Origin of the sequence: Empedobacter sp. UBA1574 (assembly GCF_002322895.1) — a bacterium.
In the GTDB taxonomy this organism is placed as follows: domain Bacteria; phylum Bacteroidota; class Bacteroidia; order Flavobacteriales; family Weeksellaceae; genus Empedobacter; species Empedobacter falsenii_B.
Genome location: NZ_DCOI01000002.1, coordinates 129,426 through 148,577 on the forward strand (window position 1 = coordinate 129,426; position 19,152 = coordinate 148,577).

At 31.5% G+C, this 19,152-nt stretch carries 13 protein-coding genes and 2 tRNA genes; 9 read left to right on the forward strand and 6 right to left on the reverse strand.

The features are described from left to right. The first annotated feature begins 92 nt into the window (after nucleotides 1–92). Both B3578_RS00825 and B3578_RS00830 read left to right on the forward strand, forming a co-directional pair. A tRNA-Asn gene (locus B3578_RS00825) sits at nucleotides 93–166 on the forward strand. Nucleotides 167–287: 121 nt separating this feature from the next. Next, complete coding sequence (locus tag B3578_RS00830) at nucleotides 288–758, forward strand: ecotin family protein (protein WP_280045405.1); 471 nt, start codon at nucleotides 288–290, stop codon at nucleotides 756–758. A gap of 52 nt (nucleotides 759–810) precedes the next feature. Here the strand turns inward: B3578_RS00830 and B3578_RS00835 are convergent, their stop codons facing one another. The 3 genes from B3578_RS00835 to era form a co-directional block, all read right to left on the reverse strand. Next, entirely contained in the window at nucleotides 811–2,055 is a 1,245-nt protein-coding gene (locus B3578_RS00835) for a DUF445 domain-containing protein (protein ID WP_291046334.1), read from the reverse strand. A gap of 84 nt (nucleotides 2,056–2,139) precedes the next feature. Further along, a complete protein-coding gene (locus tag B3578_RS00840) occupies nucleotides 2,140–2,928 on the reverse strand; it encodes a universal stress protein (protein ID WP_286501683.1) in 789 nt (262 codons plus the stop codon). A gap of 110 nt (nucleotides 2,929–3,038) precedes the next feature. After that, nucleotides 3,039–3,926, reverse strand: coding sequence for a GTPase Era (gene era / locus B3578_RS00845; protein ID WP_038334822.1), 888 nt, complete (start codon nucleotides 3,924–3,926; stop codon nucleotides 3,039–3,041). Nucleotides 3,927–4,148: 222 nt separating this feature from the next. Here era and B3578_RS00850 point away from each other — a divergent pair, with 222 nt between their 5' ends. Continuing rightward, nucleotides 4,149–4,418, forward strand: a complete 270-nt coding sequence (locus tag B3578_RS00850) for a hypothetical protein (protein ID WP_038334819.1) — start codon at nucleotides 4,149–4,151, stop codon at nucleotides 4,416–4,418. A gap of 58 nt (nucleotides 4,419–4,476) precedes the next feature. Here the strand turns inward: B3578_RS00850 and B3578_RS00855 are convergent, their stop codons facing one another. Further along, nucleotides 4,477–5,520: a hypothetical protein gene (locus B3578_RS00855; RefSeq protein ID WP_219034248.1), complete on the reverse strand. Its 1,044-nt coding sequence runs from the start codon at nucleotides 5,518–5,520 to the stop codon at nucleotides 4,477–4,479. A 173-nt stretch (nucleotides 5,521–5,693) separates the two neighbouring features. On the opposite strand from B3578_RS00855, the gene scpA reads away from it, so the two are divergent. The 3 genes from scpA (at nucleotide 5,694) to B3578_RS00870 (ending at nucleotide 11,210) form a co-directional block, all read left to right on the forward strand. Continuing rightward, a complete protein-coding gene (gene scpA, locus B3578_RS00860; protein WP_125350662.1) occupies nucleotides 5,694–7,826 on the forward strand; it encodes a methylmalonyl-CoA mutase in 2,133 nt (710 codons plus the stop codon). Nucleotides 7,827–7,902: 76 nt separating this feature from the next. Beyond that, nucleotides 7,903–8,412, forward strand: coding sequence for a hypothetical protein (locus B3578_RS00865; RefSeq protein ID WP_038334805.1), 510 nt, complete (start codon nucleotides 7,903–7,905; stop codon nucleotides 8,410–8,412). Nucleotides 8,413–8,450: 38 nt separating this feature from the next. Beyond that, nucleotides 8,451–11,210, forward strand: a complete 2,760-nt coding sequence (locus tag B3578_RS00870; protein WP_291046345.1) for an outer membrane beta-barrel protein — start codon at nucleotides 8,451–8,453, stop codon at nucleotides 11,208–11,210. A 243-nt stretch (nucleotides 11,211–11,453) separates the two neighbouring features. Here the strand turns inward: B3578_RS00870 and B3578_RS00875 are convergent, their stop codons facing one another. Further along, nucleotides 11,454–12,896 carry a TonB-dependent receptor gene (locus B3578_RS00875; RefSeq protein ID WP_219034246.1) on the reverse strand — a complete coding sequence of 481 codons (1,443 nt, stop codon included), beginning with the start codon at nucleotides 12,894–12,896 and terminating at the stop codon, nucleotides 11,454–11,456. Between the two features lie 42 nt (nucleotides 12,897–12,938). Here B3578_RS00875 and B3578_RS00880 point away from each other — a divergent pair, with 42 nt between their 5' ends. Then, nucleotides 12,939–13,721: an MBL fold metallo-hydrolase gene (locus B3578_RS00880; protein WP_291046347.1), complete on the forward strand. Its 783-nt coding sequence runs from the start codon at nucleotides 12,939–12,941 to the stop codon at nucleotides 13,719–13,721. 60 nt (nucleotides 13,722–13,781) lie between these two features. Further along, nucleotides 13,782–13,862 (forward strand) — tRNA-Leu (locus B3578_RS00885). A 434-nt stretch (nucleotides 13,863–14,296) separates the two neighbouring features. Here the strand turns inward: B3578_RS00885 and B3578_RS00890 are convergent. Beyond that, on the reverse strand, nucleotides 14,297–14,785 hold the full coding sequence (locus B3578_RS00890) for a hypothetical protein (protein WP_291046349.1): 489 nt from the start codon (nucleotides 14,783–14,785) through the stop codon (nucleotides 14,297–14,299). A gap of 160 nt (nucleotides 14,786–14,945) precedes the next feature. Here B3578_RS00890 and B3578_RS00895 point away from each other — a divergent pair, with 160 nt between their 5' ends. Then, nucleotides 14,946–19,070, forward strand: coding sequence for a tape measure protein (locus B3578_RS00895; protein WP_291046351.1), 4,125 nt, complete (start codon nucleotides 14,946–14,948; stop codon nucleotides 19,068–19,070). The last annotated feature ends 82 nt before the right edge of the window (nucleotides 19,071–19,152 follow it).

A 19,152-nucleotide genomic window follows, 5' to 3' on the forward strand; every position in this document is an offset into this window, starting at 1 on the left:
TAATGCGACTTGTAGAACGAAAAAAAATACTTTTAAGATTTGGAAGTAATAAAATTTGCTCTATATTTGCAACACAATATCGATAACGATACTCCTCCTTAGCTCAGTTGGTTAGAGCATCTGACTGTTAATCAGAGGGTCCTTGGTTCGAGCCCAAGAGGAGGAGCAAAAAAGACAATCAATTTGATTGTCTTTTTTTATTTCACAAATATTTAACATTTCCTCACACAACCATTCACCTAACTTTTGCATCTTACTAATAGAAAAACAAATAAAATCAGATTAGTATGAAATTTAGAAAAGTATTTAGCGTTTTAGCATTATTAATGGTTATGGTAACATTCGCACAAAAAAATATGAAAATAGATTATTCAATGTATCCAAAAGCAAAAGATGGATATGAACAGAAAATTATCACTTTAAAACCACAAGCCAATGAAGAAAACTATTTAGTTGAAATATTTGCTGGGAAAAAAACAAAGGTTGATTCTTGTAATCAATTTTTCTTAAGTGGAAATTTTGATCAAAAAACTGTTGATGGTTGGGGTTATGATTATTTTAATTTCGAAACTGATGGAAATATAGCAGGAACTTTAATGGGATGTTTTGACAATAAATCTGTCGAAAAAATTGTACATGCTCAATCTTTGCAGACGCGTTACAATAGCAAATTACCAATCGTAGTTTACGTACCAAAAGGCTATACTTTAGAATATAGAATTTGGAAAGCAGATGAAAAACTTAACATAGTTAAGTAATATTTATAGTTGTTAATTGAAAAAGCTCGAGAAATTCTCGAGCTTTTATATTTTAATGAAATACCAATTGCGTAATCGTGTAAATAACCAAACCAACAAGTCCACCAACCAGCGTCCCGTTAATCCGAATAAATTGCAAATCTTTTCCAACTTCCAATTCTAGCTTTTCGCTCAATTCTTTTCCTTCCCATTTATCAACCGTATTACTAATCAAGCTTTCCATTTCTTTGACATTTCGTAAAATCATACGGTAAATAAAATGACGCACCCAACCATTAATCTTATCAATCATTTCTTGGTTATCGTTCAAATTTTCGGTCAATTTTTTTATATTTTTCTTAATGTAAACTTGCATTGCAGAATTTTCATCATCAAAACTTTCGGTCAAATTTTGTTTAATCGCCAACCACAAATCCAAAGCATAATCATTCAATCGTTCTTTTGTGATAAAATCATCTCGAAGCGATTCTAACCTAAATTTCCAATCAGGAGATTCTTTTATATTCTGAATATTTTCTCGGATAATTCGTTCGATATTATGACGAATTGGATGCTCTTTGTCCGCTTCAACCTCATCCAAAAAACTCACCACACCTTCCACTACTCCTTTCGATATTTTTTTACCAGCAAAAAATGAAATCACAGGATGTTTTTCATTTAATTTATCTTTAATAATCAAATCACTTTCTAAGATATACTCTTTCGCTTTTGGAATGATTGCTTCTAAAATTTCGTCGTGTTTTTCCTTTTCTAAAATATATTCTAAACTTGACGAAACTAATTCAGGTAAATCAAATTGTTTCAAAATCTCATCACCTTTCAAGGTTATAAAATCAACGACATCTTTATCATCTAAATCTTTGACAATTTTCTTGGAGAAATTAATCAATTCTTCTTGCAACATTTCTTGATTCGTAGCTTTATTCAACCAATCTGCTGCGTATTTTACAACTTCTAATTTCTCGATATATGGACGAATTGTAGATGGTGTCAAAAAATTCTCAGTTACAAACTGTCCCAAATTATCTCCAATCGCATTTTTACTATTTTCGATCAAATTTGTATGCGGAATTTTAAGTCCAAGCGGATATTTGAACAAAGCCGTAACCGCAAACCAATCGGCAAGTGCACCAACCATTGCTGCTTCGGCAAATGCTTCCACATATCCAATCCATTTCGCAGATGAATGCTGACTTAGATAAACCATCAAAAAGTAAATAAAAGCCATCAAAATGAATAATCCTGTTGCAATTGCTTTATGTTTTTTGAGGTTTTGTATTTTCTGAAGTTCCGTCATAAAAGTGTTTTGAGAAATTTGTTGCAAAAATTTAGCCAATCAAAAAAGCGGAGAATTCTCCGCTTTAAGTTTTATGTTTTTAATTTATTTACTTTCCTGAAAAACCAATAACGCTACATTTGCACTCGACAATAATCGTTGGCTATGATTGATTGTAAATAATCTTTCGAAAGATGATAATTCACGGTGAACAACGCCTAATACATCGATATTGTTTTTTGTACAATAATTGATTAAACCACCTTCTACATCTTTGCTCGGTTCAATTGTAATTATCGCTTCAGGATATTCTTCTTCCCATTCTTTTTTAACGCTTAACATTTGTGGAGTAATCGATTTATCATCAACATGTACAATGTTTAACAATTTATCGTAACGTTTTGTCACTTCTTCCATTTGCGCCAAAGCTTTTGCTTCTTTTTGATTAAACAATGTAGCATATGCAAAATTTCTTTCTTCTTTAAATTTTACATTATTTGGAACAACCAACACAGGCGCAGGCGAATTGTTAATGACGTTTACGGTATTAGAACCAAAAAACTTTTTGCCTAAACTATTTTGCCCATTCGTTCCCATCACCACGTATTGTATATCGTCTTTGTTGATAATATCCAAAATCATCAACAATAAATCTCCAACAACCAAAGAACTCTCTATTTTAACGTGTTCAAGGTTATTTTCTTTTGCAATATTTTTAAGTTTATTGATATAATTTTCGAAGTTTTCTTCTGTAACTTCAAGATAATTTTTAAGATTTGATTGTACCGAAACTAACTTAATATCTGTTTTAAGAACTTTTGCAAGGTTTAACGCATACAAAAAAGCATTGTTCGCTGTTTCCGAAAAATCGGTTGGAAATAATATTTTAGCCATAATAATTAAATTCTAGAATAGATTTTGTTCTATAAATTTACAACTAAAATTTAGGTAAAGCCACAAAAAAAGTCTTGATTTCTCAAGACTTATCTATTTTTTAACCGTTTTTAATAACCAAAACGACGCAAATCATTCTCTTTGCTTCTCCAATCTTTTCGCACTTTCACGAAAAGTTTCAAGAATACTTTTTTATCAAAGAATTTTTCTAACTCTTCTCTTGCTTCTTTTCCTACTTTCGATAAAGACTCTCCTTTATGTCCAATAATAATTCCTTTCTGAGAATCGCGTTCTACAAAAATTTCAGCTTCGATAGAAATTAAATTCAAATCTTCTTTGAAACGCTCTGTTACTACCTCAACAGAATAAGGAATCTCTTTTTGATAGTTTAATAAAATCTTTTCGCGAATTACTTCGTTTACAATAAAACGCTCCGAACGGTCTGTTAATTGATCTTCTGGATAATATTGTGGCCCTTCTGGAATAATTGCTTTGATCTTATTAATCAACAAATCTACATTCACGTTTTCTTTTGCCGAAATAGGTAAAATCTCTGCTTTTGGTAATAATTCGTGCCAATATTCTACTGCTTCATTTAATCGATCTGGCGTAGCTGTATCAATTTTATTCAATAATAAAATAATTGGTGTAGATGTTTTTTGCAGACGTTCGAAAACTTGTTCATTTTTCAATCGTTTTTCTCCAATTTCTACAACATAAAGAATCACATCAGCATCCACCAACGATTCATTTACTGCATCCATCATTTTTGTTTGCAGTTCATAAGCAGGATCCAAAACACCAGGCGTATCCGAAAATACAATCTGATAATCTTCTCCCGTTAAAATACCTTTGATACGATGACGTGTAGTTTGCGCTTTGTGTGTTGCGATAACCAAACGCTCTTTCATCAACATATTCATCAAAGTAGATTTTCCAACATTTGGATTTCCTATGATATTTACAAAACCGGATTTAAATTTCTTTTCGTCTGACATTCTACAAATTTAGTGATTTTTATAATATTATTTCAGATTAATATGTTGAAGAAAAGATTAATATTCTAATGAAATTTTAATTTCATAAAATTGATTTTGGTCTGTATTTTGAATAATTCTAATTAAGTTCAAAAAAATATGACGAAAGTTATGGTTTATTGAAAAATATGATTAATTTCATACATGTGTTATGGAAGATTAAATTAACCAAAATTTAAAAAAATGATGAAAGCAGAACTTATCGAAAAAGAAGAAGTAAGAAACTATAAATTTTTAGACGCGCCAAAAGACGAAGTAACGGTAGAGGCAAACAAATTGAATGGCGCAGTAAGATTAGGAAACGAATTCAAATCGAAAGCATATATTACATTTCAAACAGATCAAGGTCCTAAAAAAATTGAGACAACTGTTTGGTCTGTTACGGATAAATTTCTACAAATTAAGAATGGAGTTTTGATTCCGTTAAAATCTTTAATTGATATTCAATACTAAAAATTGTTTATTGCTTAAATTAAAAAAGGGATACGACGATGTCGTATCCCTTTTTTAATTAATTATTTTTATTGGATTCTTTCAGCAATCTAATTAACTCTGCACGTATAGCAGCTTTATCATTACTTTTCGGAAAATCTCCGATAAAAAATGTTTGTTGCGGAACTTCATAAGGTTCTAATTCACTTTTTGGAATATCAACATGTTCTGCAAATCGACTTTCTATTACCAAAGAAATTACATCTTCTGTAGATCCTTTTTTCGGAAAAGCAATCACAATAAAGTTATAATCGATATATGGTTTTAATTTTTCTTCAATCAATTCTAAATTCACCACATCTTTCCTATTCAACTTACATTCATTTCCAGAAATCCATCTAAACTTTTTCTGATCATCCGAAACAACAGCCTGTCTATATAAATTTAGTGATTCTTTTTCGTAAGGCGAATTCAAGACTAAATTACCTTTTTCATCTTCCGAAAGTTCTATTTTATCTAAAACTGTATAATCTGTTTCATCTATTTTTTTTACTGCAATTGGAAATCCATTCGCGGTAAAAACTTGATAAAAACTGGTTTTCGTTTGATCATTCAATTTACTTTTCAAATCATTTGACAAATCATCACTTTCGATTGCAATTTTTTCGATTCTAGCCAAATCTTCAAAAGAATTTTCAATCTGTTTCTTTGTCAAATAAGCATAATTTAATGCGTATCCTATTTCGTCTTGACTTTCGTCTGTTAATGGAATCTTCACTTTATCCGAATCTTCATGACAATACAAATCAAAACCTCCTTCTATGGCTTGAACCAATGAAATTTCTCCTTCATTTTCTAAAACCGATGAACTTAAAAGTGTAGAATCTCCTTTTTTCAATCCTAAAAAATTATTTAACGAATGAAACGTTTCATTTACAAATCGAGGATCAAAATTCGATACATAAACATTATCTTCTCTCGAATAATGAAAATTAACTTTTTCTTCTTTTGAATCGATCTTTTTCATCAAATCAAAAATATCATTTTGCCATTGAAAGGTATTTTTATCCTGAAATTCACTTAAAATCTCTGGAATGTTTTTATTGTTAAAATCTAACTTCATAATAATTACTTTTGTGTGTTTTTAATTTACTGATAATCAAATTAAATCAATAATTTTACCAAAAAACTCGATTAAAATGTTTTTTCAACTTTTGTTGACAAAAAGTTGAAAAAAGCAGTTTCAAAAATTGGTAATTTTATAAAATTTAATGGATAATTATTTATCTTAGCAAGATGAATCACAAAACAGATTTTTCGAATTTAAGATTTAAACGAAATCTAAATTCTAATCCATCACATATAGAGTCATTTGAATTAGATAGTTTACAAGTCAAAAGTGATTACAATTACGATGATGTAAAAAATCTGAAACAGATTAACTTTTTACCCGGAGTTGCCCCATATTTACGCGGTCCTTATACGACAATGTATGTTCGTCAACCTTGGACAATTCGCCAATATGCAGGTTTTTCTACTGCAGAAGAATCGAATGCTTTTTATAAAAGAAATTTAGCTGCTGGTCAGAAAGGGCTTTCTGTTGCCTTTGATTTGGCTACTCACCGCGGTTACGACTCAGATCATGAACGTGTTGTAGGAGATGTAGGTAAAGCTGGCGTTGCGATAGATTCTGTAGAAGATATGAAGATTTTGTTCAATGAAATTCCATTGGATAAAATTTCGGTTTCGATGACAATGAACGGAGCTGTTCTTCCTATTTTAGCTTTTTACATTGTAGCTGCAGAAGAGCAAGGTGTTTCGCAAGATCAACTTTCTGGTACAATTCAGAATGATATTTTGAAAGAGTTCATGGTGCGTAATACATACATTTATCCGCCAACTCCTTCAATGAAAATTATTGCAGATATTTTCGAATATACTTCTCAAAAAATTCCTCGCTTCAATTCGATTTCTATTTCGGGTTATCACATGCAAGAAGCTGGAGCTACGCCTGTTTTGGAAATGGCTTATACTCTTGCAGATGGTTACGAATATGTAAAAACTGGTTTGGAAGCAGGATTGAAAGTTGATGATTTTGCTCCTCGTTTATCATTTTTCTGGGCGATTGGAATGAATTTCCCTCAAGAAATTGCAAAAATGAGAGCTGCTCGTATGTTATGGGCAAAATTGATGCAAGAATTTGAGCCTCAAAATAAAAAATCATTAATGTTGAGAACGCACTGTCAGACTTCTGGTTGGAGTTTAACAGAGCAAGAACCTTATAACAATATTGGTCGTACAGCGATAGAAGCGTTAGCTGCTGCTTTAGGAGGAACGCAGTCTTTGCATACCAATGCGTTGGACGAAGCAATTGCTTTGCCAACAGATTTCTCGGCTCGTATTGCGCGTAATACACAAATCATTTTACAAGAAGAAACTCAAATTTGTAGAACGGCTGATCCTTTTGGAGGAAGTTTTATGATTGAATCTTTGACAAATGAAATGGCAAATCAAGCGTGGGAATATATTCAAGAAGTTCGCGAATTAGGTGGAATGACGCAAGCCATAGAAGCTGGAATTCCAAAAATGCGTATTGAAGAAGCTGCTGCAAAAAAACAAGCCAAAATTGACTCTGGTGAAGTCGCAATTGTTGGTGTAAATGCTTACCGCTCGAAATTAGAACAACAAGAGTTCGAAATTTTAGAAGTTGACAACACTGCCGTTCGTCAAAAACAAATTGATCGATTAAATCAAATTAAAGCGGAGCGTAACAGCGAAGCTGTAAAAGATATTTTAGCACAATTAACAAAAGCTGCTGAAACAGGCGAAGGAAATTTATTAGAATTATCTATCGAAGCGGCTCGTCGTCGTGTTACTTTAGGTGAAATTTCTGATGCATTAGAAGCTGTTTTTGGTCGTCATAAAGCAATTACAAGAGGAATTCAAGGAGTTTATGCTATGGAAGCAGGTAAAATGAATAAATTTGAGGAAGCTCGTAATTTAGCTGACGAGTTTGCTGAAGAAGACGGACGCCGTCCTCGTATTATGGTGGCAAAAATGGGACAAGATGGTCACGATCGTGGTGCGAAAGTCGTTGCAACATCTTTTGCGGATATGGGATTTGATGTGGATATTTCTCCATTGTTCCAGACGCCAGCAGAAGTTGCGAAACAAGCTGTAGAGAATGATGTTCATATTTTAGGAATTTCTTCTTTGGCTGCAGGACACAAAACGTTGGTTCCGGAAGTTGTAAAACAATTGAAAGAATTAGGTAGAGATGATGTTTATATCGTAGTCGGAGGTGTTATTCCGCGTCAAGATTATGATTATCTTTATCAAAATGGTGCAGATGCAATCTTTGGTCCAGGAACAAACTTGGCGGAATGTGCCTGCGAAATTTTAGAGAATTTATTGAAATCTTATAAATAAATCTATTTTAGTATGAGTATTCCTGTCTATTGACAGGAATATTTTTATATTTATACCACACAAACCTTAAAGCGAAATGAATAAAACTCTTCGAAATATTATCTTAATCATCTGTACAATTTTTATTATATGGTTTATTGGATACTTTCTGATTGGAGATTTTATCAGTTTAGAATTTGCGAATCATGACTTTGCGAAACTATTTCCAAAGCTTTTAACATTTGCTGCCGCAGTTAGTATTTATGTGCTTTTTCTACTTTCTATCAAAAAGAAAGACGGATGGAGTTTTATGAATGTGATGAAGTTTATCTTTGGAATTATCTTCGGATTTCTTCCACTTCTAACCTTCGAATATTATAGTATTGGAAGTTGTACAAATTGGAAAATTGATAAAAAAATTCAAAAAACGCTTTATAAATCCAATTCTTCTGATTCAGAAAAAATTGTTTTAATCGAAACTTTTTGTCCAGAATCTAACCTAAAAACAACTCAGGTAAAGCGAATTGTAGAAATTACACCTCTTTTTATCACAACTTCTGAAATTGATCTAAATAAAATTTCGGATAAAAGTTGGAAAAAACTTTAATCAAAATTAAACTTTGCTCAAAATTTGATGTCTAACAGATGAAGAAACCAATTCATCTCATGACAAAATATATTCTATCATTTCTTTTTAGTTTGATTACGATTTTTTCTTTTGGACAAGAAAAAGTCACAATTACGGGAAAAGTAACGGATGTGCTTAATTTTCCTTTAACTGATTCTGAAGTTATTTTAGGCAACAAAGTCGATTCTGCACAAATTTCTACTACATCTACAAATGATGATGGTACGTTCAAAATTGAAGTTAATCTACAAGATAAACCTGTTTATTTAATCATTGATGATCCTTTAGAAGGCGTTTTCAAACAAAGTTTCGAATCCATCAAAAACAATATTGATCTTGGAATAATTATCATTAATCCGATGATTTATGATTTAGATGAGGTTGTGGTAACAAATGTGGAACCTATTGTTGTAAAACAAGATACAATCGAGTATAATGCTGATTCTTACAAAGTAAAACCGAATGCAAATTTGGAAGCTTTGTTGAGAGAATTACCAGGTTTTGAGATGGATGACAGCGGAAATATTACGGTAAATGGAAAAGATGTTAATGAGATTTTGATTGATGGTGAACCATTTTTTGGAACGGACGGAAAAGTTGCGTTAGAAAATTTACCTGTAGATATTATCAAAAAAATTCAGGTTTCGGATTATAAAACGAAAAATGAAAAATTCTCTGGGGAACGTTCGAAATCGAATAAGTCTTCGCTAAATATTACCTTGAAAGAAGATAAAAAAAAAGGTTATATGCTCAAAGCCACGGCGGGTTATGGAACGGATAATCATTACGAAGGCAATTTGATGGCGAACTATTTTAAAGATAAAAAGAAAATTAGTTTGATTGGTTCTTCGACAGATATTGCAGCTTCTGGAATGACAAGCGGTGAAGGTTCGCGTGGTCGTGGTGGAATGGGAAGAAGAGGTTCTGATGGTGTAATAACAAATACTTCAATTGGATTGAATTATAACGATCAATTAACTGATAATTTGAAAATTGGAGCTGATTATCGTTTAAATCATTCGTTTTCAAAAAATGATCAATATAAACACATCGAAAATTTTGCTCCAAAAAATATTTATACTTCTGATGCGAATTCTAAAACTAAAAGTGAAACGTATGGTCATAATTTTGGAACAAATTTAGAATGGACGAAAAACAATACAAAAATTTATTTTTATCCATCGTTTAGTAATTCTTCGTCTACAAATTCATCAATTTCGGATAGTAAAACATATTCAGATTTGGGTGATTTGAGAAATCAAATGAATCAAACTTCAAATGGAAAATCAAGCTCGAATACATTTAATACATTATTATCACTTAATCAGAAATTCAAAAATAAATCTTATTTAGACTTTAATTCAAGTATTTCGATTGGTAAAACAGATCGAAATTCGTTCATCAATTCGACAACTTTATATACAAATGATACTATTGCGGATATTTATAGAAACATCAATGAGAAAAATATTTCGAAAAATAATCAATACAATTTTGATGTAAAATATACGTATCCAATTACAGATTCTTTGAAAATCGCCGTTGGTTCTGCTTATAATTTAACCGATTCTGAAACCAATAATAGAACGTGGAATTATAATGATGTAACGGGAGAATATGACAATTTGAACAATGATTTGACGCGTTTTTATTCAACCAAATTGAATGAATTTAATCCGTATGCTCAATTATTATTGAACAAAAATAAAATTTCGGCAACAGTTCGTTTTGGAGCAAACATCTACAATCAACAAAATTTTGGAACGTTTAAAGCAGATGATTACAGCTCAACTCAGAACAAAACTTTACCAGATATTTCGGGAAATATTCGTTATCAAAACGGAAACAACTCACTTTCCTTAATGTATAATTATCAGACAAGTTTGGCTTCGACATCACAAGTTTTACCAATTTTAGACGAAACTGATCCGTTAGATGTTTTCAAAGGTAATCCAGATCTTGATCCCAATAAAGCACATCGAATCAATTTGATGTTTAGCAATTTCGATCGTAAAACTCGTCAAGGATTTAATGCTAACTTAGGTTATACGTACAACGAATCAAATATTGTGAATTACACAGAAATGGATTATTCGATTTATAAACGAACAACAACATATGAAAATGTAAAAGGAAATTATCGTCTGAATGGTAACTTTTTCTTTAATAAACAATATCAAAAAGGGATCAATAAATTTAGAGTAAATGTAGGAATGTCGGCGAGTTATGCTTTAACGCAAGGTTTTAGAGATGCGGTGAAATATGAGCAATACAATACAACTTTATCACCTACATTGAGATTAAACTGGGATTATGGTGATTATTTAACGATTTCACCTTCTTATCGTTTGAACTTCACAAATTCTAAATATGTCAATTACTCAATTGATAATCAAAATAATATTACGCACAATTTCGGAATTAAAACTATTTCTACTTTTCCTAAAAATTTGACTTGGACAAATGATTTCAGTTACAATTATAACTCGAGAATGGCAGCAGGTTTCAAGCGTGATTTCTTTTTGTGGAATACAAGTTTGATGTATCGTTTCTTCGATGATAAATTGGAGGCTGGTGTTAAAGTTTACGATTTATTGAATCAAAATAACAGTTATACGCGTACAATTACAGCGGAATCAACAATCGATCAACGCAATAATATTCTGACTCGTTTTGTGATGTTCTCGTTAACATTCAACTTAAATCAGTTTGGTGGAAAATCTACAAAAGGTGGAGACGGAGACCGACCAAGAGAAGGCGGAATGCGAAGAATGTAAATGCAGTAGTAAAATAACAAAAAAACGGCTCAATTTTGAACCGTTTTTTTTGTTAATTATCTTTATCAACTCCTGTTTTTTTCTTGTATTTTTTGATAATATTCTTCTTCTACTTTATCAAATTCTGATATCGAAATTACTTTTCCTTTCGTGGGTTTTGTTTTGTCATGTTGAATTTATTTCAAAATCGAATATTGTTTATGATGAGAATGTGAAACGAATTCAGATTGATATACGAATAATTTATTCTAAAATATATTTCAATTTATAGCCAAACATTCCACGATCTTTGATCATGTCAGCAACACCTTCTGGACATTCATTTTCCCAATCTTGCTCAGCATTTGCAATTTTTTCTAAAATTCGACGCGAATAAGAATCTAAATAACCTCTGTTGTAATTCAAAATATCTTGAATTCTTCCATTATACAAGAAATATTTGTACAATTCGTGTACGCTATCACTTACTTGTAGATTTTTCGACGTCAACAAAATATCTTTTTCTTTGTCTAAATATGGATACAAATAAACTTTTACATTTTTCTTGAATAATTTTCCGAAAGCTTCCATGATTCCGCCAGGTAAATCGGCATAATATTGCTCATTGAAAATTTCGACCAAATTATTAACACCCATCGCTAAACCAACTTTGGTTTGATTTCGAGTAAATTTCGAGAAATAATCAACTAATTTATAATATTCAGAAAAGTTAGAAATGATAACATTGTAACCTAAACTACCAATAATATCAGCGCGATCTAAAAAATCTCGTTCATTCAATTCGCCTTCAAAACCAGAAGCAATCAAGTTAGAAAGCGTAATCTCAAATAAAATTTCGGTATTATCTGTTCTAACATCATCTTCTTGTTTGAAAATTTCTAAACCACCTTTGAACATATCCATATTTACATTCATAAAAGGACGGAAAGAGCCACGAACAGCGAAGATATTTTTCTTGTATAATAAATCGGCAGGTAAAATATTTTTTCCTTGTGGATTGAAAACCGCAACATCAGTCATTCCATTTTTAACCAATTGAAGCGACATCAAACGATTATCAACATATTTGAATTGTGGTCCACGGAAATTAATCATGTCAATTTCTAATTGATCTTTATCCAACGTATCGTATAAAGATTTTATTAATTTTCGGGGATTATCGTAGTAATAATAAGCGCCATAAATCAAATTAACACCCAAAACACCTAAAGTTTCTTGTTGCAATTGAGCCGTATTTTCTTTGAATTTTACATGAAAAATAATCTCGTTTGCTTTTTCATCTTCTGCATTTAACTTGAAACGTAAACCTATCCAACCTTGACCTTCATTTTTCTTTGAATAATCAATTGTTGTTACCGTATTTGCGTAGGTGAAAAATGCTTTTTCTTTGTAGTGATCGTGGACTAGACGCTCTTTCATCAATTCCATCTCATGATCCAACATTTTTTTAAGGCGAGCTTGTGTCACATAACGACGATTTTCTTCTACACCATATATAGAATCGGACATTTCTTTGTCATAAGCACTCATCGCTTTTGCAACAGTACCCGAAGCAGCACCTGCGCGATAAAAAAAACGAACGGTTTCTTGACCTGCTCCAATTTCTGCAAAAGAACCGTATATTTTCGGATTCAAATTGATCTCTAAAGCTTTTTGTTTAGGAGTAAGAACTTGTTCTAATGCCATATTTTAATTTCAAATAGTTTGTGGTAAATTTACCAAATCATTATGGCTAAATCAAATATAAAAATACATTTTTTAGGAACAGGGACTTCACAAGGAATTCCGATTATTGGTAGCGATCATCCGGTATGTTTGTCAACAAATCAAAAAGATAAACGTTTGCGTTCTTCTTTGTTGTTAGAAAAGGATGGAAAGATTATTACGATAGATAGTGGACCAGATTTTAGACAACAAATGTTACGTTATAATGCGCATAGATTGGACGGAATCCTGTATACACACGAGCATAATGACCATGTTTTAGGATTGGATGATATTCGCCCGTTGGTTTTCAAATCTGGAGAAGATATGAATGTCTATGGTTTGAAACGAGTGTTGGATGAATTACATAATCGATTTCCATATATGTTTGCTGAACATAAATATCCTGGAGTGCCAACGGTGATAGAGAATGTTGTGGAAGATGAAAAATTTTTGGTTGTTGGATTTACGATTGAACCAATAAAAGTTTTGCATGGACCTTTGCCTATTTTGGGTTATTTGATTGATGATAAAATTGCTTATTTGACAGATGTAAAAACAATTCCGACAGAATCGCTTGAGAAATTACGTGGAGTAGAAGTTTTAATCATTAGTGCGCTACGAGTAGAACAAGAACATTTTTCGCATATATTATTAGATGAAGCCATACGATACTCGGATTTGATAGGTGCAAAGCAGACATATTTTACACATATTTCGCATCATTTGGGATTTCATGATGAAGTAGAGGAAAAATTACCAGAAGGTAAACATTTGGCTTACGATACGTTAGAAATAATTCTGTAAAAAGTTTAAAAAATAGTTGGAAAAATAAATAAACTAACATTATATTTGCAGTCCATAAAGGCTCGGATGGCGGAATTGGTAGACGCGCACGACTCAAACTCGTGTTCCTTTGGAGTGTGGGTTCGATTCCCACTCCGAGTACTGAAAAACCTCAACTTCAATTAGTTGAGGTTTTTTTTATTAATTTTTGACAACCGATTGACAACGATTTGCAAAAAAGTAGTTTTAAATTTAAAATCTTATCCAATTTCCTTTTTCATGTACGTATGTAAGGACTCGGAAAATTCTGGAAAATCATTTCGCGTACGCGTAATGACAACGGAAAAATCTTTCTTTTTTATAGACTTAAGAAATTATAAACTTTCTTTCTTTACCTGTACGTATGGACTCCAAAAATTCTGGAAATTATATCACGCACACGTGTAATGACTGTAGAAAAATCTTTAGTTCAAAATCTTGCTTCACGCATACGTGTAATGACCTCAGAAAAACCTTCCTTTTTTATAGACTCCGAGAACTGTAAATTATTAACTTCAATCAACCTCGTGCGTGCGTATCGCTCGACCATTTCCTTGTTAATAGTTAAGTAAATCGTCTATTCGTTCTATTATAGAGTTATTTATCTCAAAAACTTCTTTACATATATTTGACTTTACTTCTGGAAAGAAATCTTCGATAACAATCAAAATCATTTCGTTTGTTTTTTTATAGTATTGAAGTAATACTAATGACTTTTGTTTTTTGTTTGTTTGGTTTATTCTAATTGATCCGTAGTACAAATTATCATTTTCAGTTTTAAATAGATTTATAAATCTGTCTTTACTAAATTTTGTTAGATTATTAAGAATTAGTCTTTTAATATTAGGTTTATGAATTGAACCCAGTTCCTTAAAATAGTTTTTATTTGGAAATGAAAGAGCAAAAAATCTATTATCTTTTTCTTTAAAATCTTCATTTTGGAGTTTAATGTTATATATATCAAAAAAATCATTCTTTGAATCAGCATTAAAAGTATATGCGCTTACATTAATTTTGTATTTGTTTAAGTATAAAAATTCGTTCATTTATATGTTTTTCCTTTATTAAAATTGACAATTCTATTATGTGAATTTGACTATAAATTTACGAAAAATATAAGATGTAACTCGTTTTTATCTTCTTTGTTTTTAGTCTATTAATGGTATATCGGTTAATAATTTTGAAATGTTATTTTAAAATTAATTAATGGATATAAGTAATGGAAGATTAGGATTTACCCTTGAGCTAAATAATGCTCCTTTTTTAAATGCAATTCGTGAATCAAATCGAGCGGTTTCAGAATTTAACCTCAATCTTAGAAATAATTTCAATCAGTCGTCTGTATCAGTAAATAATCTTGCTATTGGTGTAGGTGCGTTTCTTTCTGTTGATGCAGCAAAAAATTTTATCACGCAAATGGTAAAAATTAGAGGAGAGTTCGAGCAAACAGAAATTTCTTTCAATACAATGTTACAATCAGCTGATAAAGGAAATGCATTGATGCAAGAAATGATTGAACTCGCAAAGAACACGCCCTTACAATTTAGTGAAGTTTCAAAAGGTGCAAAACAACTTTTAGCGTACCAAGTCGAGGCTGAAAAACTTACAGAAACTCTTTCGATGCTTGGAGATATTTCGAGTGGTCTTGATGTTCCTTTGTCGCGTTTGATTTTAGTTTATGGACAAGTAAAGGCTAAAGGTAAATTAATGGGTGACGATTTGCGTCAATTTACTGAGGCGGGAGTTCCAATGATTGCTATGATTGCTAAAAATATGGGAGTAGCTCAATCTGCTGTTGCTGACATGGTTTCTGAGGGAAAAGTAGGTTTCAAAGATGTTGAGAAAGTTCTTAAAGATTTAACGGATCAAGGAGGATTATTTTACAACATGATGGAAAACAAATCCAAAACTATATCTGGTCAAATTGCTAAACTTCAAGATGAGATCGAACAAATGTTTAACAAAATCGGAACTGATTCGCAAGAATTTATAACAGATGTTATAAGTGGTGCGTCTTACGTTGTTGAACATTATCAAGAAATAGGAAAGGTTTTAGGTATTTTAATTGCTACCTATGGTGCATACAAGACTGCCTTGATTGCTACAATCGCATTACAAAGAGCGCAAGTTATTCTTGGAAACGTACAGGCGTTTTTGCAATTAGCAACTTCTATTCGAAGTGCGAAAGATGCTCAATTACTTTTCAATATGGCTGTATCTGCAAATCCTTATGCGATTGCTGCAGCAGCTCTTGCGGGTTTAATTGCTGTATTGTATAATTTGAATTCTGAGCTTAGTCACGCTGAAAAGATGCAAAACAATATTAGTGAGGCAACCGAAAACGCTACTAAGTCAGTTAAATCTGAACAAGATGAGGTAAATCGATTAATTGCAATTGCTAAAGATGAAACTCTTTCAAAAGAGGCGCGTTTAAGAGCAATAAAAAAAATAAACGAAATATCTCCTCAGTATTTAGGTAATCTAAATTTAGAGAACATTAATACTCAGTTAGCTGTAAAGGCAGTAGATGCATATTCTACTGCATTATTAAAGAATGCAAAGGCTAAGGCTTTCCAGGCGAAATATGATGAGATTGTAAATAAGAGAATTGAAACTTCAAATAAAACGGCTGATGATTATTTGAATTGGGCTGAATCAACAGCACTTAAAATTAAGTATAATTACGACGAGATAAAAGGTTTGAAAAATTATGCAGATGTTTTGAGTTATGTAGAGAAAAAAGAGGGAAAATATTTAAAAACAAAAGATAAGATACAGCAAAGAGCTAAAGATTTATATATAGGTTTTGGACTTGAAAAAAAACATATTGAAATTTCTCAATACGACGCTCAGTTAATGGATTTTGAAAAAGAATTAATTAAAAGTCAGGCAGATATTGAAAATGTCGTTACTGAGATTGATCAAACTATTTCGGGTGAAAATAAAAACAAAACCTCAGCCAAAAAATCCGATGATCCATTTGAGATGTACAAGAAACATATTCAATCTGTAAAGGAAGATTATGAGCGTTTTGTCGATTATATGAATTCAGATGATTTAGTTTTAAAAAATTCTGGTAAAATTCAATATGAATCACTTTCTAAAAGTGGAGCAACTTACGAGGAGTTTTTAAGAAGATTACAAAAACAACTTGTAGAGACTTCAAACAAATCTGCATTGCAAGTCAAACAACTTCAATTTATAAATGATGAATTATTAAAAACAATAGATTACAATGCATTTGATAAATTCAAAGAAGGGATTGAAAACTCTATTTCTGAATCTGAAAATCTTTTAGAGGTTCTTGGTAAAATACAAGAAGAAAAATTAAAACTACAAGGAAATACTGATCAGATAAGTATCGATAAATTAAAGTTTCTTGATGAAAAGGAGATTGAGAATATCAAAAAGGCAGATGATGCTGTAAAAGATTTAATTAAGACTCTGACAGAGGAATACACGCCTTTGGATACAATCAATAAAAAGTTTGATGAACAATTATTCTTGCTTAAAAAGAAAATCAATGATGCGAATGCAGAGATTGGAAAACTAACTATTTCAGCAAATTCTTCTACAGAAGGTACTGACGAAAGAATTAAGATTGAAGAGCGAATTTTAAAACTTAAAAAAGAAATTCTTGACACTCAAAATATAATTGATTTTAACGAAAACAAAAGAACAATTGAAACTAAGAACGTCACTAATGATGTAGATTACAATAAACTAATTTCTGAGTATCAATCTTATAGTGATAAAATCAAAGCGATTGAAGATAAGCTTCAAAAAGACATAGCTACAGCTCAAAAAAATAACGATACAGCACGCATCTCTCAGATTAATAAACAAGCAAATGATGAGATTTCAAATATTCTGAAAGATCAATTGATGAATTCAGAAGAATGGGCAATGTTATTTTCTAATATGGATGAAATGTCTGTTGTTCAGATTGATAATTTAATTAAAGAAATCGAGACTAAATTTAATCAATTGAAAGGTAAGTTTAATCCTATTGATCTAAACGCAATTTTAAAACAACTCCGACAAGCACGAAAAATATTAATCGAAAAAAATCCATTTGGCGAATTAGCTAAAGGTTTTGCTGATTTATTTACAAAAGCAGAAGAAGGTACTGAAGACAATACTGATAGTATTGTTCAAAAATGGGATAGAGTTCAAAAAGCGTTGGATGGAAGTTTTGAATTCATTGATGACGCTTTAAAATCTACAGGAGTTTTAAAAGATGGCTTAGGTGAAACTGCTAAAGCAGGTTTGCAGGCTGTAACAACAACAATATCTTCTGCTCTTGCAATTAAAGCGACTGTCAAATCTGCAAAAGAAGGGATTTCAGCACTTGAAAAAGCGTCAGTAATTCTTGCAATTATATCTGCTGCACTTCAAGCCGCACAAGCTATCGCAAGATTTCTTTCAAACATCTTCTCAAAAGATAAGAAGAAAGAAAAACAAATTAAAAATCACCAAAAAGCAGTTGATGATTTAACTAATTCTTATAAAGATTTAGAAGACGCTGCTAAACGAGCACTTGGTTCCGATGTTTATTCAGGTCAAAAACAAATGATTGAAAATCTGAAACAACAGCAGATTGAATATCAGAAAATGATTGAGCTTGAAAAAGGTAAAAAGAAAAAGGATAACGGAAAAATCAAAGAATGGGAAGATGCTCTACGAGATTCTAAAAAAACTATTCAAGATTTACTTGAGGAAATCGCAGAAGATGTTGTACAAACAAATGCAAAGGATTTAGCCACTGAATTAGGTGATGCTCTTGTCGAAGCATTTGGAAAAGGTGAAGATGCGGCAAAGGCATTCGCTGAGGTTGCAAACAATGTTTTAAAGAATGCTGTTTTAAATCAACTTAAAAAACAATTCCTTGAAAAACAATTACAAGCCGCGCTCGACAAGCTATATGAAGATATGGGAGGTTCTAAAGATGGTACTTTTAATTTCAATGGATTATCTCCAGAAGAACAGCAGGCGTTCAAGGATAAAATCAAAGAAATATCCCAAAACTTTACAGGAATGTTAGATCAGTATTCCGACTTGTTTAAGGATATTATTGATCCAAACGAAACAGCAATGGCTGGAGCGATAAAAGGGATGTCGGAAGAAACAGGCAATGCTTTATTAGGTCAATTTAACGCTATTCGTATTCTTCAAAAGGAACTTGTAACCATTAATATTGATTCGAACAAAATACTCCTAAATAGTTTGGATAGATTGGCCAACATAGACTACAACACGAGAAGTGTTTTACCACTTTTAGAAAAATTAATTAACAGAATAGATAATGCGGGACGTGCATACGGTTTTTAATGTCTTTTTAGGACTGAAAAAATTCTTATTACTGTACTATATTGTAGTATAAATTTAGCGCCAAAATATGCCAATTTTTGCC

What these genes read in the sequence shown, in the direction of transcription:
- scpA (WP_125350662.1), top strand. Translation starts at nt 5,694, where the DNA reads ATGAATCACAAAACAGATTTTTCGAATTTAAGATTTAAACGAAATCTA.
- B3578_RS00835 (WP_291046334.1), bottom strand. Translation starts at nt 2,055, where the DNA reads ATGACGGAACTTCAGAAAATACAAAACCTCAAAAAACATAAAGCAATT.
- B3578_RS00895 (WP_291046351.1), top strand. Translation starts at nt 14,946, where the DNA reads ATGGATATAAGTAATGGAAGATTAGGATTTACCCTTGAGCTAAATAAT.
- B3578_RS00875 (WP_219034246.1), bottom strand. Translation starts at nt 12,896, where the DNA reads ATGGCATTAGAACAAGTTCTTACTCCTAAACAAAAAGCTTTAGAGATC.
- B3578_RS00830 (WP_280045405.1), top strand. Translation starts at nt 288, where the DNA reads ATGAAATTTAGAAAAGTATTTAGCGTTTTAGCATTATTAATGGTTATG.
- B3578_RS00880 (WP_291046347.1), top strand. Translation starts at nt 12,939, where the DNA reads ATGGCTAAATCAAATATAAAAATACATTTTTTAGGAACAGGGACTTCA.
- B3578_RS00870 (WP_291046345.1), top strand. Translation starts at nt 8,451, where the DNA reads ATGAAGAAACCAATTCATCTCATGACAAAATATATTCTATCATTTCTT.
- B3578_RS00840 (WP_286501683.1), bottom strand. Translation starts at nt 2,928, where the DNA reads ATGGCTAAAATATTATTTCCAACCGATTTTTCGGAAACAGCGAACAAT.
- B3578_RS00890 (WP_291046349.1), bottom strand. Translation starts at nt 14,785, where the DNA reads ATGAACGAATTTTTATACTTAAACAAATACAAAATTAATGTAAGCGCA.
- B3578_RS00865 (WP_038334805.1), top strand. Translation starts at nt 7,903, where the DNA reads ATGAATAAAACTCTTCGAAATATTATCTTAATCATCTGTACAATTTTT.
- B3578_RS00850 (WP_038334819.1), top strand. Translation starts at nt 4,149, where the DNA reads ATGATGAAAGCAGAACTTATCGAAAAAGAAGAAGTAAGAAACTATAAA.
- B3578_RS00855 (WP_219034248.1), bottom strand. Translation starts at nt 5,520, where the DNA reads ATGAAGTTAGATTTTAACAATAAAAACATTCCAGAGATTTTAAGTGAA.
- era (WP_038334822.1), bottom strand. Translation starts at nt 3,926, where the DNA reads ATGTCAGACGAAAAGAAATTTAAATCCGGTTTTGTAAATATCATAGGA.